This is a genomic window from Aurantimicrobium sp. (assembly GCF_036667855.1).
In the GTDB taxonomy this organism is placed as follows: domain Bacteria; phylum Actinomycetota; class Actinomycetes; order Actinomycetales; family Microbacteriaceae; genus Aurantimicrobium.
This window is the reverse complement of record NZ_JAVWTF010000017.1, coordinates 1-26,643: the sequence shown is the minus strand read 5'-3', so window position 1 is coordinate 26,643 and position 26,643 is coordinate 1. Positions and strand designations below refer to the sequence as shown.

Below are 26,643 nucleotides of genomic sequence, written 5' to 3'. Positions count from 1 at the left end.
TCTATCGTTCATTCACACAAACTTTCATTCATTCATCGCGTTCAGGCCGAGCGTGAGCCTTTCGTCTTTGAAGAAGAACCCCGTTGGCATGCCGGTGCTACGCGCCTGAGCCAGAAGCGTGAATTTGTTCGCATTGGTGTTGCTGCATTCCCTAATGGGCACCCTCAGTCACGTTCAAAGACTCAGGACATTGATGTTCTTCTCGCGAAAGAAGCTGCAGGAGCCAACTTGGCTATTACCCAGCTCTTCTTCCACGCAGATGACTACCTCTCTTTTGCCCAGAAGGCCAAAGAAGCAGGCCTCACCATGCCCATCATTCCGGGCATCATGCCCGTAATTAGTCCTGGTCGTTTACGTCGCATGATCGAGATCTCAGGTGAAGAAATGCCCAGTGATCTCGAGATTGCTCTCGAGATTGAGCCCACCACCGAGGGTCAGCGCGAGATTGGCGTTGAGCACGCGGTGAGCCTAGCTAAGGAGCTCATTGCCGGGGGAGCGCCAGGTATTCACCTCTATGCGTTCAACCAAAGCGGTCCGGTTGTGGATGTGCTTCGCCGTCTCCAATAATTCATAAACATAAAAAGTCCCGCACGCTGTATTCAGCATGCGGGACTTTTAGTTTGTGGGGTTAGACAGATCGAAGAACTGTCACAACCTTTCCCATAATGGTGGCGTGGTCGCCCAAGATGGGTTCGTAGTTGCTGTTGCGAGGCAAGAGCCAGGTGTGACCATCGCGCTGACGGAAGACCTTGACGGTTGCTTCATCATCGAGCAGGGCTGCAACGATGTCACCGTTCTCTGCTGTCTGCTGCCTGCGGACCACGACGAAGTCACCGTCGCAGATCGCGGCATCAATCATGGATTCACCCTTGACCTTGAGCATGAAGAGTTCTCCCTGGCCCACAAGCTGGCGGGGGAGAGCCATGGTGTCTTCGGTGTTCTGCTCGGCTGTAATGGGACCACCAGCAGCAATCTGTCCTACGAGCGGAACCTGAACTGCTTCACCCATGGGGAACACGTTGTCAGCAACAGGTGCTGGCGTGCGGGCAGCGGTGCCCTGGCCAAGTACCTCAAGTGCGCGGGGGAGCTTGGGGTCGCGGCGGATGTAACCACCGAGTTCAAGCTGCTGAAGTTGGTAGGTCACACTCGCCAATGACGAGAGACCTACAGCATCACCGATCTCCTGCATGGAGGGTGGGTAGCTGTTCTCGTCGATGTAGGCAGTGATGACGTCGAGGATGAGCTGCTGTTTCGCGCTCAGGCCTTTACGTCGTTTGCTTTCGCCAGCTGGTGACTCAGTCATGGCATCTTCCGTTTCTGTTGGGTAAGTCCTGGGCTGTACGAACGTGAATGTCCGTGGCTCATGATGAACTTTTCTCAATACCGAAAGAGTATTCGAAGAATGTCAATAAAACAAACACATATTCGAAGATTCTTGAGGATTATCCACAATCAACCTTCAATATGTACTTGACATTGAAGAAATACGAATATATCTTCGAAACATATCTTCGAATCGGGTTCTCCCGGCCGAGGGCCCGATTCGAGATAAACACCAGGAAAAGGAGAATCTCATGAGCGCAGTACTCGCATTCACCGCACCAATCCACCGTCCCGTTGAGCCTGACTACATCGACGAACCATGCAGCGCAGCTGGCAATGTCCGTGGGTCGCACCAGATTAACAACGTGACCTATGTGAACTTCCTCCCCGCAGCAGAACCCAAGACCCGTCTTCGCATTACCAAGCGTGGACGTCGTGTCCTCACCGCCGCAGTAGCACTGCCCCTCGTGATCGGCGCACTTGTAGCGGCACTCAACAGTGGTGGTGCAGCTGCTGTTGCTGAAGGCGCAGCAAACGACTTCACCTACGTGACCATCGCTCAGGGTGAAAGCCTCTGGCAGCTTGCACAGGAGATTGCCCCCAACGCAGATCCTCGCGATGTTGTTGCCGAGATTGTCTCCCTCAACCAGCTTCACGGTGAAGTGCAGGCTGGTCAGAAGATTGCGATTCCTGCCGGGTACTAAACCTTTCCTCCCTTTTCCTGCGAATGCCGGTCCCTTTTGGGGGCCGGCATTTGTGTGTTTCAAGCGCCCGTAAACTTATCTCGTGACCTCATTTGAAGACCTCCCCATTCGTGATGACCTGCGTGGCTTGAAGCCGTATGGCGCGCCACAGGCACATGTTCGGGTTGAGCTCAACGTCAATGAGAACACCCACCCCGTGCCACCCCAGGTGGTTATGGACATCATGGGGCGCATTCACACCGCTCTTGGTAACATCAACCGTTACCCCGATCGTGAATTCACGAATCTTCGTGTTGCCCTAGCTGAGTATCTTGGTCACGGTCTTTCTGCTGAGAACATTTGGGCAGCAAACGGCTCTAATGAGGTTATTCAGCAGCTCCTGCAGGCCTTCGGAGGTCCAGGACGTTCTGTTCTGGCGTTCCCGCCCACTTATTCCATGCACTCGATCATCGCTTCGGGAACGGGAACTACCTGGATTCCTGCCCAGCGTGATGCGGACTTCGAAATCTCACCAGCCACTGCAGTTACGGCAATCAAAGAAAACAAGCCCGACATCGTCTTCTTCTGCACACCGAACAACCCCACGGGCACACCTGTGTCGTTGGAAACCATTGCAGCGGCTTATGACGCAACGGACGGCATTGTCTTCGTTGATGAAGCGTATGCAGAGTTTGCACCTGAAGGTGAGCCCACGGCGTTGACGTTGTTGGCTGGTCGTCCACGACTGGTTGTCTCTCGCACCATGAGTAAGGCGTTTGCCTTTGCTGGTGCTCGTCTGGGTTACTTGGCAGGCGATCCTGCTGTTGCTGATGCGCTTCGTTTAGTGCGTTTGCCCTATCACCTCTCTGCGTTGACGCAGGCGGCGGCAGAAGGTGCATTGGCACACACTCCAGCCATGTTGGCCATGGTCGAAGACATTCGCCAGCAGCGTGACCGCTTGGTTACAGAGCTGGCAGTGCTGGGATACACCCCCTATCCCTCGAGTGCGAACTTTGTGCTCTTTGGTGGTGTTCGTGATCCTCAAGAAGTCTTTGAGAAGCTGTTGGCTCAGGGCATCATCATCCGTGACATCGGCATGCCCAATCACTTACGTGTGACGGCAGGAACTGAAGCAGAAACAACGGAGTTCTTGAATGCGTTGGCAGCCCTTGATGGCTCGATCAATGGTGCTCTCTAAGCCCTACTAAACTGGTCTTATGACTACAGCACCGCGCATTGCGAGCATTTCTCGCACCACGAGCGAGTCAAGCATTGAACTCACGATCAATCTTGACGGCACGGGTGTGAGCAACATCGAGACGACTGTTCCGTTCTTCGACCACATGCTGACCGCGTTTGCTAAGCACTCTCTTTCTGACCTCACTGTCAAGGCTTCCGGTGACATCCACATCGATGTTCACCACACTGTTGAAGACATTGGTATTTCTCTCGGTCTCGCCATTCGCGAAGCACTGGGAGACAAGGCTGGTATTTCCCGCTTCGGCGACGCTCTGGTACCTCTCGATGAGGCACTTGTTCAGGCTGTCGTGGATATTTCTGGACGCCCTTTCTTGGTGCACTCAGGTGAGCCTGCTGGTTTTGAATTCCACCTCATTGGTGGGCACTTCACCGGTTCTATGGTTCGTCACGTGTTCGAAGCCATCACCTTTAATGCAGGTCTCACCACCCACATCACGGTGTTGAACGGTCGCGACCCTCACCACATTGCTGAAGCAGAGTTCAAGGCGTTTGCTCGCGCATTCCGCCAGGCCAAGGCTATTGACCCTCTCGTGCAGGGAATCCCCAGCACAAAGGGTGCTCTGTGACCCAAAAGTCCGTCGTTGTATTCGACTACGGCACGGGGAACATCCACTCCGCTATCAAAGCGGTGGAGCTCGCAGGAGCAAAGGTCGAACTGACGCGAGACAAAACAAAGTGCGCCGAGGCTGATGGACTGCTTGTTCCTGGTGTGGGTGCTTTTGCTGCCGTGATGGAAGCACTCAACGCCGTGGATGGTGGCGAGATCATTGAGCGTCGTCTTGCTGGTGGTCGTCCCGTCATGGGTATTTGCGTGGGCATGCAGATCATGTTTGCCAACGGGCTTGAAGGTGGCGTGGACACTCCAGGACTAGGCGAGTGGGAAGAAACCGTGCACAAGCTCGAGGCTCCCGTTCTTCCCCACATGGGTTGGAACACCGTCGAGGTGGGCGAGAACTCGAAACTCTTCAAAGGCATCGAAAACGAACGCTTCTACTTTGTGCACTCCTATGGAGTGACCGAGTGGAACCTCGATGTCATTCCTCCATTCCCCAAGCCTTCGGTGACGTGGGCTGAGCATGGACAGCGCTTCATTGCTGCTGTTGAAAACGGCCCCCTTGTTGCTACCCAGTTCCACCCCGAAAAGTCTGGCGAAGCAGGTATTCAGCTGCTGCGCAACTGGCTCGAGACTCTCTAACTAAAGGAATATCTACTCATGACTGCGCCCATTCTTGAGCTGCTGCCCGCTGTTGACGTTGCTGAGGGCAAGGCTGTTCGCCTTACCCAAGGTGCTCTCGGCACTGAGACCGACTTTGGTGACCCTGTTGATGCAGCAGCTGACTGGGCCCGTCAGGGTGCTGAGTGGATTCACCTCGTCGATCTCGACGCAGCATTTGGTCGCGGTGAGAACCGCGCTCTGCTGCGCCGTGTGATCACCGAGGTTCCTGGTGTCAAGATTGAGCTCTCCGGCGGTATTCGTGATGATGCGTCGCTCGAGTCAGCACTCGACAGCGGCGCAACTCGTGTGAACCTCGGCACTGCTGCACTGGAGAACCCTGACTGGGCGGCATCGGCGATTGCTCGCTTTGGTGACCAGATTGCGGTCGGCTTGGACGTGCGTGGCGAAACCCTTGCAGCACGTGGCTGGACCGAAGAAGGCGGAAACCTCTGGGATGTCCTCGCGCGCCTCGAAGATGCTGGTTGCTCCCGATATGTCGTGACCGATGTCACCCGTGATGGCATGCTCAACGGACCCAACTTGGAGCTTCTGACTGCGATAACTGAGAAGACCGGAAAGCCCGTCGTTGCATCGGGTGGCATCGCCAGCCTGGATGACCTCGTTGCACTGCGTTCCCTCGTCCCTATCGGCGTGGAGGGTGCAATCGTGGGCAAGGCTCTCTATGCTCAGAAGTTCACGCTTGAACAGGCCATCCAGGTCGCCTACAACTAGGAACAACCATGTCTCACAACCACGACGGTCATATGTTTGGTTCTTCCGACCACGCAGATTCTGCAGGGCAGCCCTGGGAAGGCCGCGAGTTTGAAGCGAACCCTTTCGCATCTGATGATGGCACCACCCCTGAGCAGCTCAAGCTAGCTCTGGATACTTTCCACGCACTTCCTTTGGATTCCGAAGAGCGTGCAGGTCGTCACATGAACGTCGTGGATGCCATTCGTGTCTCACGTTTTCTTGTGCCGCTTCTGGCAGAAGCAGGCGATGTGGGCGTGAACGCAGCTGGACTTGTTGTTGACAAGACTCAAGAACTGGCCATCGTCACCGTGGCGGGCCCTAACGGTCAGAAGGTTCTTCCTGTCTTCACCTCCGTAGAGGCAATGCAGAAGTGGAAGCCTGAGGCTCGTCCCGTTCCTGTTGAAGCTCGTCGTGCTGCGCTCGCCGCTGCTGCGGACGGTGCGCAATGGATTGTGGTGGACCCACAAAGTTCAACCGAGATTGTTCTTCGACGTCCCACGGTCGAGGCCATTGCGAAGGGCACACCCTGGGTTCCCAACCAGATTGACCCCATGCTTCAGCAGGTGTTCAACGAATCCATCACCGACGAACCTTTTGTGAAGGCGATCCGCCTCACATCGGGTGATCCTGATGCGCGCGGATTCGATGAAGAGCTCGTCGTTCAAGTTGTCTTGCCACCGAGCCTTGAGCAAAACGAGGTAGAGCGTGTTATCCGCTCACTGTCCAACAAATGGGCACAGCAAAGCATCTTTTCTGAGCGTGTGGACTCAATGCGCCTTCAGCTCGTCCCCGCTGTGTAGCGGAGGAACTTCAGCAGAAACCCAGCCCTAAACGGGCTGGGTTTCTTTGCTGAGAGTAGTGATGGAGACGTGACGCTTGCGTGAGATGGCCAGTGCGGTCACCAGAACGCCACCCAGACTCCACAGCACCAGCGCGGTGACAGCTGAAGCAAACCCGGAGACATTTCCAGAGTTGATAACGGCTTGCAGTGCGGTCACGGCATCGTTGGCAGGGGTGAATCCCAGGAGTGTGTCCAGCAGAGCCGGCACTGTCGAGATCACGCCGGTGACCAGAATCAGAATTCCCACAGCCAGCGACACCATACGTCCAAAACCACCGAGCACAGCGTTGAGTGCTTGGTTGGTTGCCGTGAACGAAATACCAATCAGGGCAGCAATGCCTGCCACGCTGGCCCATTCACCCAGGTCATAGCCGTTGGCCACAGCAATGACGGTGGCGACTGCAACACCCTGCGCAATGCCCACCACAGCAGGGATCACGAAGGATCGTGTGGCAAGTGACAGGGACGAACGTGTTGATTCAAGCAGGCGCTGGGGGAGCGTGCGCAGACCAACAAAGATAGCCAGAGCACCAATCCAGAGCGAGAGCACGACGTAGAGCGGGGTGCTGTTCGCGCCGAAGCTGAGGTTGCCGGCGTCTTTGAGTGCAACAGGAGCTGTGACTACTTCGGAGAGCTTCTTGGTTTCTGCTTCGGTGTAGACCGGGATGTTTTCCACCGCGGTGTCGAGACCGTTTGCTAGTTCAGTCGAACCGCCGGCAATCGCTGTGGTTCCGGAGGCGATGCCTTCGACTCCGGTGGCGATGTCAGTGCTGCCATTTGCTAGTTTCGTAATTCCTTCACTGAGAGGAATCATTCCAGCAGCCAGTCCAGAGTTCGCTGCAGCTAGACCGGTAGCTCCGGGATAGTTCATCGGTGCGTAGCCGTTTGCTAGAACATAAGAATTTTGAACGGCAGTTCCCAATCCTTGGCAGAACGAGACTGATGCGCCAGATCCGATGCATTGTGCTGAAAGTGTTCCCAATTCAGTCAACAAATTTGTAGCACCATTGGAAACAGCTGCAGAAAGTGATGCGATGCCTTGGGTTTGTCCGGGGAGTTCGGCAGCCTGTGACTGCAAAGCCCACATTCCGTTGGAGAACTGGCTGGCACCCGTGGAGAGCTGTGTGGCTCCATCAGAGAGTGTTCCGAGGCCGTTACTCAGGTCATGAGCTCCTGAAGCTGCTTTGCCCAGGCTTTCGCTCAATGTGCTGAAACCAATCAGTACGTTCTCGATATAGCTGGCACTGAGTTGCTGGTTGAGCATGTTCACTGCGGTTGAGGTAATCGCAGTGGTGATGGCGTCATCAACCAGGCGTGTTTTATCGCTCGAGGTGACATCAATGATGGCCTGCTGAGGGTTGGAAGCGTCACTGAATGACGACGTCGCAACCTTGGAGAAGTTCTTGGGGATGGTGACAGCAGCAACATACTTGCCACTTTCCAGGCCCTTCTTTGCCTCTGCTGCGTCAGTGATTTCCCAGTTGTAGTTCGAAGCTCCGTCAGCGCCATCAACAAGACCTGCGGTGAGCAAGCGACCCAGGGGAGTGAGCTGGCCGTTGATGGTGACGGGCTCATCGTTGTTCACGATGGCAGCTGTCACGTTATCGAGGCGGTCAGTAGGGTTCCACAAACCCCACATCAAAGTTCCCACGACGATCAACGGAACAAAGATGAGCGCAGCCAGCGTGAGAATGCGTGGTTTGCCCTCTGTCTTGGCAGAGTTCTTGGACAGGCGGGTAATCAGTGATGCCATGGTTATGCCTGCACTTTCTTGCTCGAAGCGGACACAGTGTCGAGGTCGAGGACCATTGAGTCAACGCGGGCACTGAGAACATTTCCCCATGTCTCCACAGGCATGTCATTGGTAGTTCCCACGAATACTGTGAGGGTTTTGCCTGCCTTGGTTGCAGCCTCACGAGCTGCATTGAGGGCATCGGCAACGGCATATTGCTCGCTCTCGGAGGAGAGGAAGTCAATGTTGTCCAAGATGATCACCTGAGGCTTTTCAGAAGCCGCATCTTCGATGGCGGCAACCGTGTTGCGGTTGGCGTGTTCAGAGACATCGATCAGTGCCACACGTGAGCGAACAGCACCTGAACGAACGGGGAGAACCATGTCGGCAACCTTGAGCTTGCCGGCGTCAGGGTCGAGGCGTCCACTCAGAGTGAGGAGGAGTGCTGAGGTCGCAATCTTGTCACTACCGGTGACAAAGAGCGTGGTTCCCACAGGAACGGTGAAGGCAAGGTTCTTGAAGTAAGAACGGGTTCCTTCGGCGTTCTTGAGACTGAGACCTTCGGCTGCAACGACAATGTTCTTCTGAGCTGGCCAGTCGGCAAGCTCAAGCTCGTGCTGAACGCCTTCGCCTTCCACATCGAAGTGAGGGAGAACGCGGTCGAGGCACTTGGGCATGTACCAGGCCTTGTCGCCCAAGAGCTGGAGTACGGCGGGAACAAAGGTCATGCGCACGATGAAGGCGTCAACGAAGATACCCACCGCAAGCGCCAGTGAGATGCCCTTCATGTTCACATCACCCTCAGGCACGAAGGCAGCGAACACGGCGAACATAATCACAGCTGCCGCTGTCACAACCTTGGCGGAGCCAACGAAGCCAGTAACGATTGACTTTCGTGCCTTGCCAGAGTGGACATAGTCTTCACGCATGCGAGCCACGAGGAACACCTCGTAGTCCATGGCAAGACCGAAGAGGATGCCCATCACAATGATCGGCATGAAGCTCAAGACTGGCCCAGGTCGGTCGATATGGATGAGGTTAGCTCCCACGCCCTCCTGCATAACGAGTGTGACGACACCGAATGCGGCCACCACGCTAAAGAGATAACCAATGGCTGCCTTGATGGGGACCCATATTGAGCGGAACACCATCGTGAGCAAGATGAGGGAGAGTCCCACCACCACAATGCCGAAGGGGAGGAGTGCATTCCCGAGGCGTTCCGAGACGTCAATACCACTGGCGGTGAAGCCGGTGACGGAGAGGTCAACGCCATACTTCTTCTGGAAGTAGTCATGTTTGTCGCGGATGGCTTGAACCAGTGCCTTGGTTTCCTCTGAGGCAGGTGCTCCAGTGGGGATCACCTGAATAATGCCGGTGTCGGCAGTCATGTTGGGGGTTGCCAAGGGAACGGCGGCAACTCCAGGAATCTTTTCCAGCTCAGACTTGAGGTCATCCATGAGTCCCAGCGGGTCCGTGCTGGTGACAATGGTGCCGGTAACGAGCAATGGACCGTTGTAACCTTCACCGAAATTCTCGGCAACTAAGTCATAGGTAATGCGCGAGCGGTCATCGGGAGCGTTGCTACCTGCATCAGGAAGAGCAAGGCGCAGATTTAGTGCGGGTAGCGCCACAATCGTGATGACGGCAACCACAGCCAAGATGGTGACGATGGGGAAGCGGGTAACAGCCTTGACCCAACCCAGGAAGAAGCGGTTGGGCTTGTGTGAGGCAGCCTCGGCTTTCTTGGTCTTTTTGGGCTTGGGGCGCAGGCGCTCGCCGGCGAAGCCGAGCAAAGCAGGGATCAATGTAATCGAGATGATGACGGCGACGCCGACTCCCACTGCTGCTGCCACACCCATCGTGGTGAGGAAGGGGATTCCAGCAATGCCCAAACCAACCAGGGCAATCATGACAGTCAGGCCGGCAAAGATGACAGCAGAACCTGCGGTTCCTGTTGCACGGGCAGCGGCTTCCTCGGGAGTGTCCCCCTTGCGCAGTTCGTCTTGGTGGCGGGAAATGATGAAAAGGGCGTAGTCAATACCCACGGCAAGACCCAGCATGAGGGCCAGCATCGGAGTGGTGGAGGTGACCTTGGCGAATGCGGTGGCCAGGAAAATCAGTGCAATCGAGATGCCCACACCCAGCAGGGCAGTCAGCAGTGGCATACCTGCTGCCAAGAATGATCCGAAAGTAATGATCAACACGACCAATGCCACGCCCACGCCGATGAGTTCAGTGGGGCTGATGCTGGGCATGCTCTGGCTATAGATCTGACCCCCCAAGGACACCGTTGATCCTGCGGGAAGTTCGTCACTCAGGGTTTGCGTAGCTCCTTCGAGCTTTGCTAAAGATTCGGGGGTGATGCTTGCAGTTGGGCCAGAGAACTGAATGTTGAGTAGACCTGCTTTGTCGTTCTTGCTGATCGCTCCATTGATGCGCTCGTTAAAGGGTGAGGTGGCGTTATCAATCTGGGGCAGCGTGGCCATGTCGTCGGCTGCATTATTGAGAGCGTCCTTGTATGCGGGGTCAGTGATTAGCTGACCGTCAGCGGCCACCACAATGATCTGTGCCGATGCGCCACTGACCTGGGGGAAGGTTGTGTAGAGGGAGTCCAGTGCCTTCTGGGACTCAGTACCAGGAATAGAAATGCCGTTGTCGAGTCCCTTGTTGAATACGGCGGCAGAACCACCGATAGCAACCAAGACGATGATCCACGCAGCGAGTACGAGGCGGCGCGAGCGGTATGCCCAGCGTCCGAGAGAGTAGAGCAGTGATGACATGGCTGTCCTTGGTGTCAGCAACAGCGGGGATCAACCGGCGTTGCGGGGATAAATCACATTTCGATACACCGGTGTATCCGATACATGAGTGTATCGTTAAGCATGTGAGCACCACAATCGAAACAGAAGCCAAGCCGGCGGAGTCAGCACGGCGTCAAAAGACCCGTGAACGCTTGATGGATGCGGCTTTCGAGGTCTTTTCTGAAGTGGGTATCCACGCGGCCAGCGTGGAAATGATTGCCGAACGCGCAGATTTCACCCGCGGAGCTTTTTACTCAAATTTCGACACGAAGGAAGAACTCTTCCTCGCGCTCGCCGAACGTGGCAATAACGAACGCCTTGCTCTGCTTCGAGACAGCGTGGCCAACATCGACGTCATCATGCCCACATTGGTGGGATCCTCTAAGGGAAAACTCAGTGCCGCTGAGTTAGGTCCCATCGTGGCCAGCTTCCTGGAGCAGCAGGGCGAGAACCGGTTATGGTTCTTGTTCCAATCTGAACTGCGTTTGTTGGCGATGCGAGATCCAGAAGTGGGCAAGCTCTATCTCGAGCAAAAGAATGCCGCAGATACCGAATTTGGCAGCATCATTTCAGCGGCATTCGATGCCGTGGGGCTCACACCTGCATTGGATTCTGTTGAGCTCGCGAACGTGCTCATGAATACCTATGAAGCGGCACTTCAAGAAGCCATCATGCGTGGTGGAAACAAGGTGCAAGAAGATGCACACCAGCTGTTTATGCAGCGATTGCTTGGCCTGATTGGCCAACTAGTAAGCTAGTTGACTGGACCAGTCCACTTTTCGCCTGGACCCTTGCCGATCTCATCGGGGATAGGGGAGGCTTCGCGGAACGCGAGCTGCAAAGACCGCAGACCATCGCGCAGCGGACGAGCATGCGAGTCGCTGATATCTGGTGCTGCAGCAGTAATGAGGCCGGCCAGAGCATTGATGAGCTTGCGTGCTTCATCCAGATCCGTCAGCGAAGCCGCATCGGGGCCCTCAGCTAGACCGCACTTGATGGCAGCGGCACTCATCAGGTTCACGGCAACCTCGACAATGACCTCAATGGCGGGGACTTCAGCAATGTCGAGAACAGCCTTGTGAAGGCTCTCGTTCTGGTCGCTTTCGCTCACAATGTATTCCTCTGCTAGGCTTATGCAGGTTTCTTAGCTCATGCCAAGAAATTGAAAGAGGAGTTATCTCCCACCCGTAACCCGCACCATCAGGTTACTGGGTTCTTGCACTCCGCCGGTTCAGCTTGCTGGGCAGGTAGGTCAGGGTGCCACAAGGTTTTATCTTGTGTCGTGTTTTCACGGATGAAATTCTGTGTGCGCGTAAGACTCCTCTTTCTCCCCGTAAGGGTATTAGAGAAATAACAAGGAGCACCGCATTAGCGATCCACGTACAAACGACCGTATCCGCGTCCCTGAAGTTCGCCTCGTTGGTCCCAACGGCGAGCAGGTAGGTGTCGTGGCGATCGATGTTGCCCTTCGACTTGCACAGGAGGCTGACCTCGATCTCGTTGAGGTTGCTCCCGAAGCTAAGCCGCCTGTGGCCAAGATCATGGACTACGGAAAGTTCAAGTACGAAGCTGCGCAGAAGCTCAAGGAAGCTCGTCGTAACCAGGCCAACACCATCCTCAAAGAGGTACGTTTCCGCCTGAAGATCGATGTACACGACTATGAAACCAAGAAGAAGCGCGCTATCGGCTTCCTGGGCGATGGTGACAAGGTCAAGGCCATGATCCTCTTCCGCGGTCGTGAGCAGTCACGTCCCGAGCAGGGTGTTCGCTTGCTTCAGAAGTTCGCTGAAGAAGTTGCCGAATTCGGCACCGTCGAATCCAGCCCCACCATCGATGGCCGCAACATGGTCATGATCATTGGTCCGCTCAAGAGCAAGTCAGAAGCCAAGGCTGAGCAGAACGCAAAGCGCGATGCCAACAAGCGCGGCGACAAGAAGGCTGCCAACACTGGCGAATCCGTTCTTGCTGTTGAAGACGATAAAGCAAATGCCGTTCAGGTTGTTGAAGCTGAAGTCATTGCCGAAAAGCCAGCTAAGGCTGTACCTAAGACCACAGCTGCCAAGGCAGCTGCACCCAAGAAGTCCACCAAGTCGGTCTCAGACGAGCTCGACGACTAAAAGCCCCGCCTTCCCTCACCAGGGAATGTGAAACCCCAAGGAGATCCAATGCCAAAGATGAAGACCCACTCCGGGTCCAAGAAGCGCTTCAAGGTGACCGGTACCGGCAAGCTCAAGAAGCAGCAGGCCGGCATGCGTCACAACCTCGAAGTCAAGTCGGGCAAGCGCAAGCGCAGCCTGAACCAGGACCAGATCCTGTCTCCAGCTGACTCCAAGGTCATCAAGAAGCTTCTCGGTCTGTAATCCGGCTGAGCGAAAACTAAAAGGATAAGAAAATGGCAAGAGTAAAAAGAGCCGTTAACGCTCACAAGAAGCGTCGCGTCATCCTCGAGCGCGCCTCCGGTTACCGCGGTCAGCGTTCGCGCCTGTACCGCAAGGCAAAAGAGCAGGTCATTCACTCGCTGGTGTACAGCTACCGTGACCGTCGTGCTCGCAAGGGTGACTTCCGTCGCCTCTGGATCCAGCGCATCAACGCAGCAAGCCGTGCAAACGGCCTGACCTACAACCGTTTCATTCAGGGCCTCGCTCTGGCTGACATCCAGGTTGACCGTCGCATGCTTGCTGAGATCGCTGTAACCGATCCTGCAACCTTCACCAAGCTGGTTGAAGCTGCACGCAAGGCACTTCCTGCAGATACTTCTGCACCCAAGGTCAAGGCCTAAGGAACATCATGCTCGACAACCCCCGCGCTCCTCGCGTGAAGGCGGTTGCGAAGCTAGCCACGAGGGGAGCCCGGTCCGAGACCGGGCTCTTCCTCTTGGAAGGCCCGCAAGCCGTCGCTGAGGCATTGGCATATCGCCCACAGTTGATTGTGGAGCTCTATGCCACGCCCACTGCGCTTGAGCGTTACCAGGACATCGCAACAACTGCTGTCGATGCCGGGGTAGATGTCGAGTTCGTCTCCGAAGAAGTCCTCGCCGCCATGGCAGACACGGTCACCCCGCAGGGATTCATTGCGGTGGTTCACCAGTTCCCCACAGCTTTGAAAGACATCTTCGCGGAAGACCCCAAACTAGTTGTCATCCTCGAAGAGGTCCGTGATCCCGGAAACTTGGGCACCATTATTCGTGTGGCAGATGCTGCCGGAGCGGATGCAGTCATTTTGACTGGTCGCTCGGTTGATCTCTACAACCCCAAGGTTGTACGCTCCACGACTGGTTCGCTGTTCCACTTGCCCATCACGGTGGACGTGGAGCTCGAGAACGTTCTTCCCTACGTTCGTGAATCTGGCCTGCAATTACTTGCTGCCGACATCAAGGGTGAAGATCTCGTGCTTGCTCGCACCAACGGTGTCCTCGATGCTCCCACTGCGTGGTTGTTTGGTAACGAAGCTCGCGGTTTGAGCGACGAACACTTTGCTTTGGCAGAGAAGGCCATCACCGTGCCCATCTATGGTGACGCCGAATCCATGAACTTGGCCACAGCTGCTGCTGTGCTCATCTACGAGAGCGCGTTCGCTCACAATAAGGTCTCAAACTAGTCACTCTTTGTCATACTTCTGGTATACCTAGAGTATGACTAGTGTCCTTTCAGATAGTTCCCGAACTCGGGAATCTGCGCCTACGACGATCAAGCTCTCCAAAGCTACGCGTGATCGAATCAAAGCCAATGCGGCTAAGCAGAACCTCACTATTGAAGAACATCTCAACTTTCTCGAAGATTTGCATGCACGCGAGCAGCGCTGGGACTCCATGCGTGAATCTCTTGCGAAGATGACGCCCGCTGATTGGGCTGACTACCGCACAGAAAGTGCATCGATTTCTGGTGCTGATTTTGACGGGCTCAATGATGAAGCTTGGTAATCAGCTGCTTCCCGGCATGGTGGTCTGGGCTGACCTTTCTCCTACGCAAGGAAGGGAGCAGTCTGGACGCAGGCCTGTTCTTGTTGTGTCTTCTGAGAATTACTTGTCTGTCGTGGACACGATGGCGATTGTGGTTCCCTTTACGAAAAAGAATCGTGGTTGGCCAAATCATGTGAAATCAACCGGGCCCACTGGCCTGACTGTTGACTCGTGGATCATGACGGAACAAATTCGAACAATTTCTCGGGATCGCATCCTGGGTGTGCGTGGTGCTGTCAGCCCTATCTGTTTGAAAACAGTCCGGACTTGGGTTGGTGACTTCCTGGGAGCAACGCTCGTCTAGCGTGAGCTCCGCACTCTCGGTGAGGGTGAAAATGAACCGCCTACCTGACAACTAAACTTGGGAACTGTGTCTGCACCTACTGAAATAACCGAAGCAGCCGTCACGGCTGCGGTCAACGACGCCCTGGCAGCTATCGCTGCTGCCGTCGATTCCGCCGCGCTGAAGGCTGTCCGCACTGCCCATGTGGGGGAGTCCTCGACTCTCTCCCAGCTGAATGCCCTGATGAAGGACGTTCCTGGAGACCAGAAGGCTGCCGTCGGCAAGCTCGTAGGTCAGGCGCGTGCCGAGGTGAACCAGGCTTTTGCTGCCCGTGAAGAAGCCATCGTGCGTGAAGAGCAGACTGCTCAGCTTGCTGCCGAGAAGGTCGATGTCACCGCTGCTGCCTCACGCTGGAGTGCAGGTGGACGTCACCCACTCATGCTTCTGCAGGAGAGCATCTGTGATGCATTCGTGGGCATGGGTTGGGAAATTGCCGAAGGACCAGAACTCGAAGGAGAATGGTTCAACTTCGACGCACTCAACTTCGATGCTGACCACCCTGCACGTGCGATGCAGGACACCTTCTTCGTTGAGCCTGTTGATTCTCACCTTGTTCTGCGCACCCACACCTCACCAGTACAGGTGCGCTCGATGCTCGAGCGAGAAGTTCCGATCTATGTGCTGGCTCCTGGTCGCGTGTATCGCACCGATGAACTAGATGCCACCCACACCCCTGTCTTCACACAGGTCGAAGGTCTTGCCGTGGATAAGGGCCTGACCATGGCTCACCTGCGCGGAACTCTCGAGCACGCAGCTCGCATCATGTTCGGTGAAGGTGCCAAGATTCGCCTGCGCCCCAACTACTTCCCCTTCACGGAACCCTCTGCTGAGCTCGATGTGTGGCACCCCACATTCGCTGGTGGTGCTCGCTGGATCGAGTGGGGTGGGTGTGGAATGGTGAACCCCAATGTTCTGCGTTCGGCAGGCATTGATCCTGAGGTGTATTCCGGTTTCGCTTTCGGTGTGGGTGTTGAGCGCACGCTCATGTTCCGCAATGACGTCAGCGATATGCACGACATGGTCGAAGGCGATGTTCGCTTCAGCCAGCAGTTTGGAATGGTGGTCTGATGCGCGTCCCACTGAGTTGGCTCGGCGAATACGTCGACCTCGCAACTGACATCACTCCTGAGCAGGTTCAAGCAGACCTGGTCAAGGTTGGTTTTGAAGAAGAAGACATCCACGGCGGAGACATTTCTGGCCCCATCGTGGTCGGTGAAGTTCTCGAATTCACTCCAGAAGAGCAAAACAATGGCAAGACTATTCGTTGGTGCCAGGTTCGTGTTGCTCCAGATGGTCAGGTCGCTGACGATGGTGGCGACGCCATTCACGGCATCGTCTGTGGTGCTGGAAACTTCTTTGTCGGAGACAAGGTAGTTGTCACACTTCCCGGTGCTGTTCTGCCTGGTCCGTTCCCAATTGCGGCACGTAAGACCTACGGCCACGTTTCTGACGGCATGATGGCGTCGGCCAAGGAGCTGGGCCTCGGCGAAGGGCACGACGGCATTATTCGCCTTGCTGAAATGGGTCTTGATCCTGAAGTTGGCACGGACGCTCTTGAGCTTTTGGGTCTGTCTGAATCTGCAGTTGAAATCAATGTCACTCCTGACCGCGGATATGCATTCTCGATCCGTGGTGTTGCACGCGAATACGCGCACTCAACCGGTGCTGCATTCCGTGATCCTGCCACTGAGGTCATTTCTTCCCACGGTGTGACCGAAGTGAAGAAGTTTGGCAAAGAATTCCCCGTGTCGGTCGACGACCAGGCTCCTATTCGTGGTCGCGTGGGCTGCAATGTCTTTGCCACCCGCATCGTGCGCGGCATCGATGCCACTGCACCCACACCTGCCTGGATGGTCTCTCGCCTGAAGCTTGCTGGTATTCGTTCCATCTCGCTACCGGTGGACATTTCGAACTACGTCATGATCGAGTTGGGCCAGCCCAACCACGCATATGACCTAGACAAGCTTGCCGGTGACATTGTTGTTCGTCGTGCCACCAAGGGTGAGAAGATCGTCACCCTCGATGAAGCAGAGCGCACGTTGGACGTGGAAGACCTACTCATCACCTCTGGTGGTAAGGCCATCGGTCTTGCTGGTGTCATGGGTGGAGCCAACACTGAAATCAGTGACGGCACCACTAACGTTCTTGTTGAGGCAGCCAACTTTGATCCTGTATCCATTGCTCGCTCAGCTCGTCGTCACAAGTTGCACTCTGAAGCTTCTAAGCGCTTTGAACGTGGTGTTGATCCTGAAGTCGCTGCTGTAGCTGCTGGTCGTGTTGCTCAGCTTTTGGTTGAGCTTGCCGGCGGGGAGATCGTGGATGAAGGTTCCTACTTCAACCACTTCTCCGCTCCTGCAGCCATTGAGCTTCCTGCCGGTTTCGTGACCAACCTGATTGGTCTCGAATACACCGACGCGCAGATTGAGTCTTCGCTGACTGAAATTGGCTGTGCTGTGGTCAAGGCAGGAACAGGTTTCACTGTTACGCCTCCCACCTGGCGACCAGATCTGACCGAAAAGTGGACTCTGGCAGAAGAAGTGGCCCGTATTGTCGGTTACCACCTCATTCCTGCCGTGCTTCCTGTGGCACCTCCCGGACGCGGTTACACCGTTGCCCAGGACGTGCGCCGCCGTGTTTCCAACACCCTGGCCGCGACCGGTCACACCGAGGTGCTGAGCTACCCCTTCTTCGATGAAGAGACCAACAACCTCTTTGGTTCTGCAACCGAAAACACTGTTCCTCAGGTTCGCCTGGCTAACGCATTAGATGCAACCCAGGGCTGGATGCGCACATCGCTACTTCCAGGTCTGATTGGCACCGCTGCCCGGAACCGTTCACGCGGACTCACCGACGTGGCCCTGTTTGAGACGGGACTCGTGTTCCTTCCCGAGCAGGGAAAGTCATATGGCCAGGACATTGTTGCTGGTGGAGTTCGTCCCGCACCTGAGGTTGAAGCCAAGCTCTATGCCGGTATTCCGCCCCAGCCTCGCTACATCTCTGGTCTCTTTGTCGGGGATGCCGTCTCCAAGCAGGTAGGTCAGAAGGCTATTGCGTATGACTGGCAGGACGCACTCGCTGCTGTGCAGCAGATTGCCCTGGGTGCAGGCATTCAGATCAACGTTCGTCAGGGAAGCCACAAAGCGTTCCACCCCGGTCGCACTGCAGAACTGCTCCTGGGAGATGCAGTAATTGGTTATGCCGGTGAACTTCTGCCTTCCGTTGCTGAAGATGCACACCTGCCTCGCACCGTTGCCGCATTCGAACTGAACTTGGATGCCGTGACTGATGCTGCCGGTGTTCCTCACGTTGCTGTGGACGTCAAGACCATGCCTGCGGCAACTCAGGACCTGTCTCTTGTTGTCGCAGACACTATCCCTGCAGCAGAAGTTCTTGCGGTGGTAGTGGAAGGTGCTGGAGAACTACTGGAGACTGCAACCCTCGTGGATGTCTATCTGGGCACAGGAATTCCAGAAGGACAGCGTTCGCTGACCTTCGCCTTGCGATTCCGTGCTGAAGACCGCACACTTACTGCTGCTGAAGCTACAGCGTCGAAAGAAGCAGGTGTTGCGCTCGCCGCATCACGCTTTGGTGCGACGATTCGCGAATAGGGTCCCAACGTGGCGGAATTGAAAACTGTTCCTACTCTGGCTTCCGTTACAGATTTCATTGCATCGGTTGAACCTAGTGGACGTCGAGACGATGCACATGTACTTCTCACGATGATGCAAGATGCTTCTGGGGTGGATCCTGTTATGTGGGGGAAAGACATCGTTGGCTTTGGAAGTTTCCATTACCGCTATGCCTCGGGTCACGAAGGCGATATGCCTGTCATTTCTTTCTCCCCTCGAAAAGCTTCTATGTCTGTCTATGGGGTCTACTACCCAGGGTATGAAGAACACATCGCAGGAATAGGCCCTTACAAAACAGGTAAATGGTGTTTGTATTTAGGCCGATTTGCATCTCTGGATCTTGACAAGCTTCAACATGCACTGAACTGGGCGTGGAATGGCGGAACTCCAGTCATTTCTGCCGAATTGAGTCAGTAGTTTCAGACACGTATAGCTTGAGCTTCAAAGTTCAATAACTGGTTGAAGGTTTAGATAGAGTTATCTAATGACATACTCGGTTGCCATTGCTGGAGCCAGCGGTTATGCCGGTGGCGAGGTGCTTCGCCTGCTCGCAGGTCACCCCGAGTTTGAAGTGCGCACGGTTACCGCCCACTCCAATGCTGGCCAGCGTCTCGTTGATGTGCAGCCACATCTGCGTAGCTACGGTGATCTCGTACTACAAGACACCAGTGCAGAGATTCTTTCTGGACATGATGTTGTCTTTCTGGCGTTGCCACACGGTTCCTCAGGCGCGCTCGCCGCACAACTGAGTGCAGACACTCTCGTTATTGACTGTGGTGCTGACCACCGTCTTGAAGACAAAGAAGACTGGGATGCGTTCTACGGTGGAGAATTCAACTCCGCTTGGACCTACGGCATTCCTGAGCTTCCCCTTTCCTCGGGTTCCCAGCGTGAGTTCCTAGCTGGAACGAAGCGCATCGCAGCTCCTGGCTGTAACGCTTCTGCGATTTCGTTAGCAATTGCTCCTGGTGTTCAAGCAGATTTGATTGACGCAGTCGACATCGTCTCGGTACTGTCGGTTGGTCCTTCTGGAGCTGGCAAGAGCCTGAAGGTTGACCTGCTGGCTAGTGAAATCATGGGATCTGCCTCGGCATATGCCGTTGGTGGTGTGCACCGTCACGCGCCTGAAATTGCACAAAACCTGCGTAAAGCAGGTGCTGCCGAAGTGTCTGTTTCGATGACTCCTGTACTGGTGCCCATGTCTCGTGGCATTCTGGCAACTACTACGGCACGAATTAAGCCTGGCGTGACGCTGGAGAAGCTTCACTCTGCGTGGAGTGCTGCCTATGCGGACGAACCATTTGTTCAGGTTCTCCCTCTCGGTCAGTTCCCGCGCACCGCGGACACCGTGGGCGCAAACACCTGCTTGATTGGCCTCGCACTTGATGAGAACGCAGGTCGCGTTGTTGTCATCAGTGCCCTGGATAACTTGACCAAGGGAACCGCTGGCGCGGCTATTCAGTCCGCAAACATTGCTCTCGGAATCCCAGAAACCACTGGACTAACCACGAATGGAGTTGCACCGTGAGTGTGACCGCTGCAGCTGGCTTTAGTGCCGCAGGTGTTGTGTGTGGACTGAAGTCCACCGGTAAGAAGGATTTCGCCATGGTGCGAAACCTGGGGCCCTTGAAGGCAGTAGCCGCAGTGTTTACCTCGAACCGATGCAAGGCCAACCCCATTCTCTGGAGTCAGCAGGTTATGGCTGATCCAGTTGTGGAAGCCATTGTGCTGAACTCAGGAGGAGCTAACTGCTACACCGGTGCTCGTGGGTTCCAAACCACGCATGCAACTGCAGAAGCTGTTGCCGAGCGTCTGGGTGTTTCTGCCGGTGACGTTCTCGTGTGTTCTACCGGTTTGATCGGTGAGCAACTTGACCTCGACAAGCTCAAGACCGGCGTCTGGGATTCCGGTTTGGAAGTCCTTTCCGAAGCTGGCGCCAGCGAACAAGCAGGTATTGATGCAGCTCACGCCATCATGACCACTGACTCCGTTCCCAAGATGTCTACCTCGACAGGTGCTGGGTACACTATCGGCGGTATGGCTAAGGGTGCTGGCATGCTGGCTCCTGGACTGGCCACCATGCTTGTGGTTATTACAACAGATGCAGTGTTGAACAGTGAACAGTTGGACACTGCGCTGCGCGCAGCTACTCGTGTGACTTTTGACCGCCTGGATTCTGACGGCTGTATGTCGACTAACGATCAGGTCACCCTGATGGCCTCGGGTGCTTCTGGTGTTGAACCTGAACTCGCTGAGTTCACAACCCGTCTGACTGATCTCTGCCGTGACCTCGCTATTCAGCTCCAGAAGGATGCTGAAGGCGCGAGCCATAACATCCATATCACCGTGTCAGGCGCTGCGTCAGAGCAGGATGCAGTGGACGTGGCACGAGCTGTCAGCCGCTCAAATCTTTTCAAAGCAGCCATCTTTGGTAACGACCCCAACTGGGGACGCGTACTTGCAGCAGTAGGAACCAGTTCTGCTGTCTTTGATCCTTACAACATTGATGTGAGCTTCAACGGTGTTGCCGTCTGTACCGCAGGGGAGCCAGACCAGTCACGTGACTTGGTAGACCTCACTCCTCGCGAAGTGGACATTCGAATTGAGCTCCACAGTGGTAACGAAACCGCCACAATTTGGACCAACGACCTGACCCACGACTACGTGCACGAAAACAGCGCGTACGCGAGCTAGAACTCAAGGATTTCTCATGACCCAAATGCGTGAAGAAGACGCAGCAGCAACCATCAAAGCTGCAACTCTGATTGAGTCACTGCCGTGGCTTAAAAAGTTCAACGACCAGATTGTCGTGGTCAAGTTCGGTGGCAATGCCATGGTGAGTGAAGAACTCACTCGTGCCTTTGCTGAAGACATGGTGTATCTGCGCACCGTCGGCATCAAGCCTGTTGTTGTGCACGGTGGTGGACCACAGATAACCAAGATGCTGGAACGTTTGGGTATTGAAAGCGAATTCCGTGGTGGTTACCGCGTGACCAGCCCTGAAGCCATGGATGTTGTTCGTATGGTGCTCACCGGGCAGGTATCACGTGACCTGGTTGGTCACATGAACGAACACGGTCCGTTGGCAGCTTCGATCTCAGGTGAAGATGCAGGCCTCTTCGTAGGTGAACGTCGCGGCGTTGAGATCGACGGCGAGCTCGTGGACTTAGGCCTCGTCGGTGATGTTGTTGCCGTTGACCCTGAAGCGGTTCACGCTCTCATTGATGCTGGTCGTATTCCCGTGGTGTCCTCGATTGCGCCAGATAAAGACACTCCTGGTCAGTCGTTGAATGTAAACGCTGATGCAGCTGCTGCTTCGCTTGCAGTCGCCCTAGGTGCAGCAAAGCTTGTGATCCTCACCGATGTTGCTGGTCTCTACAGCGACTGGCCCAACATGGATTCACTGGTTTCAGAGATTGGCGCAGATGAACTGCGTGCGCTGTTGCCTTCACTGGAATCAGGCATGATTCCCAAGATGGCTGCGTGTTTGGAAGCCGTTGATGGGGGAGTGCCCAAGGCTGCCATCATCGATGGCCGTAACCCGCACTCGATTTTGCTCGAAATCTTTACCCAGACTGGTTCTGGAACGGAAGTAGTGGCCTGATGACAAAGCATTTCCTTCGTGATGATGACATCACCCAGGCAGAACAGACAGAGATTCTTGACCTCGCTGTTGCGCTGAAGGCTCAGCCCTATAGCGAAAAGCCACTTGCAGGTCCTCAGACCGTCGCTGTCATCTTCGATAAGACCTCTACCCGCACCCGCGTCTCTTTTGCTGTTGGTATTGCTGATCTCGGCGGCGTTCCGCTGATCATGGACTCCGGCTCCAGTCAACTTGGTGCGAAAGAGTCTGTTTCAGACACCGCACGTGTGCTGGAGCGCATGGTTGCTGCCATTGTCTGGCGCACGTTCTCTCAGGCTGGCTTGGAAGAAATGGCAGCTGGCACAACCGTTCCCGTCGTGAACGCTCTGAGCGATGAATTCCACCCCTGCCAGCTTTTGGCAGACTTGCTGACCATTCGTGAGCACAAGGATGAACTTGCTGGTCTCACTGTTGCCTTTGTTGGCGACGGTAGTAGCAATATGTCGCACTCCTATCTGTTGGCCTGTGCTGTTGCGGGAATGCATGTTCGCATCGCAGCTCCTGTTGGCTACCAGCCAGATCCAGCCATCGTGCGTGATGCCGACGAGATTGCTGTGGAAACCGGTGGTTCTGTCGCCGTGACCCAAGACGCAGCACTTGCTGTTGATGGTGCTGATGTTGTGGTGACTGACACCTGGGTGTCTATGGGGCAAGAAGACCAGAAGGCTCAGCGCGTCAAGGACTTTGGTGCCTACCAAGTTGATGCTGCGTTGATGGCCAAGGCTGATGCCGCTGCCATCTTCTTGCACTGTCTTCCTGCCTACCGCGGCTACGAAGTATCCGCTGATGTGATTGACGGCACCCAGAGCGTCATCTGGGACGAGGCGGAGAACCGCCTGCACGCCCAGAAAGCACTGCTGACCTGGTTGCTTCGCCACAAGTAATTCACGACAACCCTAGGATTGAATCATGACTACCTCGAACAACGCTGCCAACCGTGCTGGTGAAGCCGGAGCGCTGTGGGGCGGTCGTTTTGCCTCGGGACCGTCTCCAGAACTGCAGAAACTGAGCAAGTCCACTCACTTTGACTGGGCGCTGGCCGACTACGACATCACGGGTTCTCAGGCACACGCCAAGGCTCTCCATGCAGCGGGCTACCTCACCACAGATGAACTGAAAGTAATGACTGACTCTCTGGAGAAGCTTCGTGCTGCTGTGGCGTCGGGAGAGTTTGTGGCCCTCGAGAGTGATGAAGATGTTCACTCTGCATTAGAACGTGGCCTCATTGATATTGCTGGTGTTGAGGTCGGTGGCAAGCTTCGTGCTGGCCGCAGCCGCAATGACCAGATTGCGACACTGGTGCGCATGTATTTGCTTGACCACGGGCGCATCATTGCGCACGAGGTTACTCAACTCATTGACGCGATTGCAGGGCAGGCTGCTGCGCATCCTGCGGCAATCATGCCTGGACGTACTCATCTGCAGCACGCTCAGCCCGTGCTTCTCGCGCACCAACTCCTTGCTCACGCGTGGCCGTTGGTGCGCGACCTCGAGCGTCTTGCTGACTGGAGTGCGCGTGCATCGAAGTCTCCCTACGGTTCTGGTGCGCTTGCTGGTGGTTCGCTGGGGCTTGATCCTCAGCTAGTAGCTGCAGAACTAGGACTTTCTGGTCCCACCGAGAACTCCATTGATGCCACCGCTAGTCGAGACGTAGTAGCCGAGTTTGCGTTCATCACCTCGTTGATTGGTATCAACCTCTCGCGCTTCTCTGAAGAGATCATCATTTGGAATACGCGTGAGTTCGACTTCGTCAAGCTGCACGATGGCTACTCCACAGGGTCTTCCATCATGCCCCAGAAGAAGAACCCAGACATTGCCGAGCTTGCTCGTGGAAAGTCTGGTCGCCTGATTGGGAACCTCACGGGCTTGCTGGCCACGCTCAAGGGTTTGCCTCTGGCATACAACCGCGACCTGCAGGAAGACAAAGAGCCTGTCTTTGACTCCGTGCAAACGCTCGAAGTTCTCCTCCCTGCCTTTACCGGCATGGTTGCCACACTGACCTTCAACACTGCACGCATGGCAGAGCTTGCGCCCCAGGGCTTCTCGCTGGCCACCGATGTTGCCGAGTGGTTGGTCAAGCAGGGTGTTGCATTCCGTGACGCTCACGAAATCTCCGGTGAACTGGTTCAGTTCTGCGAAACCCGTGGCATTGAACTGCACGAACCTTCTGATGCTGACTACCTCAGCGTGAATGAACACCTCACTCCTGAGGTTCGTTCTGTGCTCACTATTGAGGGTTCGGTTAATTCTCGTAATGGCGCTGGTGGAACTGCCCCTGCACAGGTTACGAAGCAGTTGAGCTCATTGACTGAGCGTGTGAAAGATCTCAATAAGGCGTTAGGGCTCTAAGTGTCACTCGAAACACAAGCAAACGATTCCAGCTTCGACACCCTCTGGGATGAGTTGGTCTGGCGCGGTCTGATTCATGTCTCCACCGATGCTGATGAGCTCAAGAAGCTCTTCCAGGGTCCACCCATCACGTATTATTGCGGTTTTGACCCCACAGCACCATCCCTGCACCTAGGAAACCTCGTGCAGCTGCTGTTGCTTCGTCGTATCCAGCTTGCTGGCCACAAGCCTTTAGGTCTTGTCGGTGGCTCTACCGGACTTGTGGGAGATCCCCGTCCCACCGCTGAGCGCACCCTCAACACCAAAGAGACGGTGAATGAGTGGGTTGGCTACCTCAGTTCACAGATTTCTAAGTTCCTCAGCTTTGAGGGCGTCAACGCTGCTCGTATGGTGAACAACCTGGACTGGACTGCCCCCATGTCAGCGATTGACTTCCTACGCGACGTGGGAAAGTACTACCGCGTGGGCACCATGCTCAAGAAGGACGCTGTTTCTGCGCGACTGAATTCAGAAGCAGGTATTAGTTACACCGAGTTCAGCTACCAGATTCTTCAGGGTATGGACTTCCTGGAGCTCTACCGCAACTATGACTGTGTCTTGCAGACCGGCGGTAGTGACCAGTGGGGTAACCTCACCAGCGGTACTGATCTGATTCACCGTGCCGAAGGTAAGAGTGTTCATGCCATTGGTACACCATTGATTACCAATAGTGATGGCACCAAGTTCGGTAAGAGTGAGGGCAACGCCGTCTGGCTCGATGCCTCTATGACCAGCCCTTATGCGTTCTACCAGTTCTGGCTCAACACCGACGATGCAGATGTGATTGATCGCATCAAGGTCTTTACCTTCCTCACTCGTGCAGAAATCGAAGAATTGGCACAGCAGGTCGCCGAAGAACCATTCAAGCGTGCTGCTCAGCGCCGCCTGGCTCTGGAAGTAACTTCACTTGTACACGGTGAGGCTGCTACTGAGGCCGCTATTGCGGCTGCAGCTGCACTGTTTGGGCAGGGGGAGTTGGCCGAACTCGATGCCGCTACTCTCGAAGCTGCCTTACGCGAGCTTCCTCACACCACGACGCCGGCAAATACCCCTGTTGCTCAGCTGTTAGTTGATACTGAACTATCGCAGAGCCTGGGTGCTGCACGCCGTTCAATTGCTGAAGGTGGCGTCTATCTCAACAACGTGAAGATCACTGCTGAAGACGAAACACTGGAAAAGTATGTACTTCCCAGTGGAATGGCTGTGTTGCGTCGCGGAAAGAAGACTCTGGCGGGCGTATTCGTCGAGTAAAACCACTGCGTTATACGGGCCAAGCAGGGCGACACGCCCGGGATGCGGTAGTGATTTGCTCGGGTCGTAATAAACCCGTAATGTAGTCACTTGTCACCCCAAAGGTGCTGATTGCCTCAGAGCGTCAGACCTCAAGCGGGACCATCTCAGCTTCTTTGAGAAAACGCCTCGGCGCACACTTGGAAGCTAACCGGATGAAAATCCATCATGTATCGCGATGTTGCGAACGGCAGCCAGGGAGTTCAAGACTCTCCGGTGATGAGTTTGACAAGATCGCATTTGATGGTAAGTTAGGACAGTTGCCCTAAACCGGTTCCGAAAGGAATTGGAGTAGGAGCGCCCGATCCTTGAGAACTCAACAGCGTGCACAATGTCAAATGCCAAAACCCGGCATCTACTTTTTGTAGATGTACGGATTCCTTTGGATAAAAATTAAAACAACAAAGCAAGTCAGTAATGATTTGTTCTGTCAGTTTCAAACTCGTGACATTCGCCCTTATTCCGGGGAATGTCACATAAATAGATTTGCCACCAGACTTCGGTCAGGTGGCTATCAACTTTTACGGAGAGTTTGATCCTGGCTCAGGACGAACGCTGGCGGCGTGCTTAACACATGCAAGTCGAACGCTGAAGCCGGAGCTTGCTCCGGCGGATTAGTGGCGAACGGGTGAGTAACACGTGAGTAACCTGCCCTTGACTCTGGGATAACTGCTAGAAATGGTAGCTAATACCGGATACGACCCTCGGCGGCATCGCCAGGGGGTGGAAAGAATTTCGGTCAAGGATGGACTCGCGGCCTATCAGCTAGTTGGTGAGGTAACG

Annotated in this window: 27 protein-coding genes and 1 rRNA gene; 24 read left to right on the top strand and 4 right to left on the bottom strand. The window is 55.2% G+C overall.

The features are described from left to right. Positions 1 to 567: methylenetetrahydrofolate reductase (locus RR877_RS05245; protein ID WP_332627767.1), on the top strand; the 567-nt coding region annotated here is incomplete at its 5' end. A gap of 61 nt (positions 568 to 628) precedes the next feature. Here the strand turns inward: RR877_RS05245 and lexA are convergent. Next, positions 629 to 1,303, bottom strand: coding sequence for a transcriptional repressor LexA (gene lexA, locus RR877_RS05240; RefSeq protein WP_280796497.1), 675 nt, complete (start codon positions 1,301 to 1,303; stop codon positions 629 to 631). 271 nt (positions 1,304 to 1,574) lie between these two features. Between lexA and RR877_RS05235 the strand changes: the two genes are divergently transcribed. From RR877_RS05235 to RR877_RS05210, 6 genes are all read left to right on the top strand, one after another. Further along, the gene (locus RR877_RS05235; protein ID WP_239406797.1) at positions 1,575 to 2,027 is read left to right on the top strand and encodes a LysM peptidoglycan-binding domain-containing protein; all 453 of its coding nucleotides are present in this window, start codon (positions 1,575 to 1,577) and stop codon (positions 2,025 to 2,027) included. Positions 2,028 to 2,109: 82 nt separating this feature from the next. Further along, complete coding sequence (locus RR877_RS05230; RefSeq protein WP_332618993.1) at positions 2,110 to 3,204, top strand: histidinol-phosphate transaminase; 1,095 nt, start codon at positions 2,110 to 2,112, stop codon at positions 3,202 to 3,204. Positions 3,205 to 3,223: 19 nt separating this feature from the next. Beyond that, positions 3,224 to 3,832, top strand: coding sequence for an imidazoleglycerol-phosphate dehydratase HisB (gene hisB, locus RR877_RS05225; protein WP_280805291.1), 609 nt, complete (start codon positions 3,224 to 3,226; stop codon positions 3,830 to 3,832). Beyond that, positions 3,829 to 4,461 carry an imidazole glycerol phosphate synthase subunit HisH gene (gene hisH, locus RR877_RS05220; protein ID WP_110233656.1) on the top strand — a complete coding sequence of 211 codons (633 nt, stop codon included), beginning with the start codon at positions 3,829 to 3,831 and terminating at the stop codon, positions 4,459 to 4,461. Before hisB ends, hisH begins: the two co-directional genes overlap by 4 nt. Before the next feature lie 18 nt (positions 4,462 to 4,479). Further along, complete coding sequence (gene priA / locus RR877_RS05215; protein ID WP_332550995.1) at positions 4,480 to 5,214, top strand: bifunctional 1-(5-phosphoribosyl)-5-((5-phosphoribosylamino)methylideneamino)imidazole-4-carboxamide isomerase/phosphoribosylanthranilate isomerase PriA; 735 nt, start codon at positions 4,480 to 4,482, stop codon at positions 5,212 to 5,214. 8 nt (positions 5,215 to 5,222) lie between these two features. Beyond that, complete coding sequence (locus tag RR877_RS05210) at positions 5,223 to 6,035, top strand: SseB family protein (protein WP_332550996.1); 813 nt, start codon at positions 5,223 to 5,225, stop codon at positions 6,033 to 6,035. 27 nt (positions 6,036 to 6,062) lie between these two features. Here RR877_RS05210 and RR877_RS05205 read toward each other — a convergent pair whose 3' ends face one another. Further along, a complete protein-coding gene (locus RR877_RS05205; RefSeq protein WP_332550997.1) occupies positions 6,063 to 7,829 on the bottom strand; it encodes a YhgE/Pip family protein in 1,767 nt (588 codons plus the stop codon). A 2-nt stretch (positions 7,830 to 7,831) separates the two neighbouring features. Then, complete coding sequence (locus RR877_RS05200; protein WP_332627766.1) at positions 7,832 to 10,588, bottom strand: MMPL family transporter; 2,757 nt, start codon at positions 10,586 to 10,588, stop codon at positions 7,832 to 7,834. 104 nt (positions 10,589 to 10,692) lie between these two features. Between RR877_RS05200 and RR877_RS05195 the strand changes: the two genes are divergently transcribed. Next, the gene (locus RR877_RS05195) at positions 10,693 to 11,367 is read left to right on the top strand and encodes a TetR/AcrR family transcriptional regulator (protein WP_332619050.1); all 675 of its coding nucleotides are present in this window, start codon (positions 10,693 to 10,695) and stop codon (positions 11,365 to 11,367) included. On the opposite strand, the gene RR877_RS05190 is transcribed toward RR877_RS05195, so the two are convergent. Continuing rightward, positions 11,364 to 11,720: a DUF1844 domain-containing protein gene (locus RR877_RS05190; RefSeq protein ID WP_332619051.1), complete on the bottom strand. Its 357-nt coding sequence runs from the start codon at positions 11,718 to 11,720 to the stop codon at positions 11,364 to 11,366. The two genes, RR877_RS05195 and RR877_RS05190, sit on opposite strands and share 4 nt — an antisense overlap. Positions 11,721 to 11,976: 256 nt before the next feature. Here RR877_RS05190 and infC point away from each other — a divergent pair, with 256 nt between their 5' ends. From infC to RR877_RS05110, 16 genes are all read left to right on the top strand, one after another. Beyond that, a complete protein-coding gene (infC, locus tag RR877_RS05185; RefSeq protein WP_332627774.1) occupies positions 11,977 to 12,726 on the top strand; it encodes a translation initiation factor IF-3 in 750 nt (249 codons plus the stop codon). Positions 12,727 to 12,774: 48 nt separating this feature from the next. Then, the gene (rpmI, locus tag RR877_RS05180; RefSeq protein WP_110233635.1) at positions 12,775 to 12,969 is read left to right on the top strand and encodes a 50S ribosomal protein L35; all 195 of its coding nucleotides are present in this window, start codon (positions 12,775 to 12,777) and stop codon (positions 12,967 to 12,969) included. A 32-nt stretch (positions 12,970 to 13,001) separates the two neighbouring features. Then, positions 13,002 to 13,388 (top strand): 50S ribosomal protein L20, encoded by a 387-nt coding sequence (rplT, locus tag RR877_RS05175; RefSeq protein ID WP_110233632.1) that lies wholly within the window; start codon positions 13,002 to 13,004, stop codon positions 13,386 to 13,388. An 8-nt stretch (positions 13,389 to 13,396) separates the two neighbouring features. After that, a complete protein-coding gene (locus RR877_RS05170) occupies positions 13,397 to 14,206 on the top strand; it encodes an RNA methyltransferase (RefSeq protein WP_332619052.1) in 810 nt (269 codons plus the stop codon). A gap of 34 nt (positions 14,207 to 14,240) precedes the next feature. Beyond that, positions 14,241 to 14,528 carry a hypothetical protein gene (locus RR877_RS05165; RefSeq protein WP_110233628.1) on the top strand — a complete coding sequence of 96 codons (288 nt, stop codon included), beginning with the start codon at positions 14,241 to 14,243 and terminating at the stop codon, positions 14,526 to 14,528. Next, positions 14,512 to 14,871, top strand: coding sequence for a type II toxin-antitoxin system PemK/MazF family toxin (locus RR877_RS05160; protein WP_239406795.1), 360 nt, complete (start codon positions 14,512 to 14,514; stop codon positions 14,869 to 14,871). Before RR877_RS05165 ends, RR877_RS05160 begins: the two co-directional genes overlap by 17 nt. A 66-nt stretch (positions 14,872 to 14,937) precedes the next feature. After that, the gene (gene pheS / locus RR877_RS05155; protein WP_110233625.1) at positions 14,938 to 15,978 is read left to right on the top strand and encodes a phenylalanine--tRNA ligase subunit alpha; all 1,041 of its coding nucleotides are present in this window, start codon (positions 14,938 to 14,940) and stop codon (positions 15,976 to 15,978) included. Next, positions 15,978 to 18,518, top strand: a complete 2,541-nt coding sequence (pheT, locus tag RR877_RS05150) for a phenylalanine--tRNA ligase subunit beta (protein WP_332551001.1) — start codon at positions 15,978 to 15,980, stop codon at positions 18,516 to 18,518. The genes pheS and pheT overlap by 1 nt, the downstream gene beginning before the upstream one ends. Positions 18,519 to 18,527: 9 nt before the next feature. Next, complete coding sequence (locus RR877_RS05145; protein WP_332551002.1) at positions 18,528 to 18,956, top strand: DUF1801 domain-containing protein; 429 nt, start codon at positions 18,528 to 18,530, stop codon at positions 18,954 to 18,956. A gap of 67 nt (positions 18,957 to 19,023) precedes the next feature. Then, positions 19,024 to 20,067 carry an N-acetyl-gamma-glutamyl-phosphate reductase gene (gene argC / locus RR877_RS05140; RefSeq protein WP_332551003.1) on the top strand — a complete coding sequence of 348 codons (1,044 nt, stop codon included), beginning with the start codon at positions 19,024 to 19,026 and terminating at the stop codon, positions 20,065 to 20,067. Continuing rightward, entirely contained in the window at positions 20,064 to 21,233 is a 1,170-nt protein-coding gene (gene argJ / locus RR877_RS05135; protein WP_332551004.1) for a bifunctional glutamate N-acetyltransferase/amino-acid acetyltransferase ArgJ, read from the top strand. The genes argC and argJ overlap by 4 nt, the downstream gene beginning before the upstream one ends. 16 nt (positions 21,234 to 21,249) lie before the next feature. Then, entirely contained in the window at positions 21,250 to 22,143 is an 894-nt protein-coding gene (gene argB, locus RR877_RS05130) for an acetylglutamate kinase (protein ID WP_280796512.1), read from the top strand. Continuing rightward, entirely contained in the window at positions 22,143 to 23,066 is a 924-nt protein-coding gene (gene argF / locus RR877_RS05125) for an ornithine carbamoyltransferase (RefSeq protein WP_332551005.1), read from the top strand. The genes argB and argF overlap by 1 nt, the downstream gene beginning before the upstream one ends. Before the next feature lie 25 nt (positions 23,067 to 23,091). After that, complete coding sequence (argH, locus tag RR877_RS05120) at positions 23,092 to 24,531, top strand: argininosuccinate lyase (protein ID WP_277495289.1); 1,440 nt, start codon at positions 23,092 to 23,094, stop codon at positions 24,529 to 24,531. After that, a complete protein-coding gene (tyrS, locus tag RR877_RS05115) occupies positions 24,532 to 25,821 on the top strand; it encodes a tyrosine--tRNA ligase (RefSeq protein WP_277495288.1) in 1,290 nt (429 codons plus the stop codon). Between the two features lie 559 nt (positions 25,822 to 26,380). Beyond that, positions 26,381 to 26,643: ribosomal RNA gene (locus tag RR877_RS05110) — 16S ribosomal RNA — on the top strand; the annotation flags it as partial.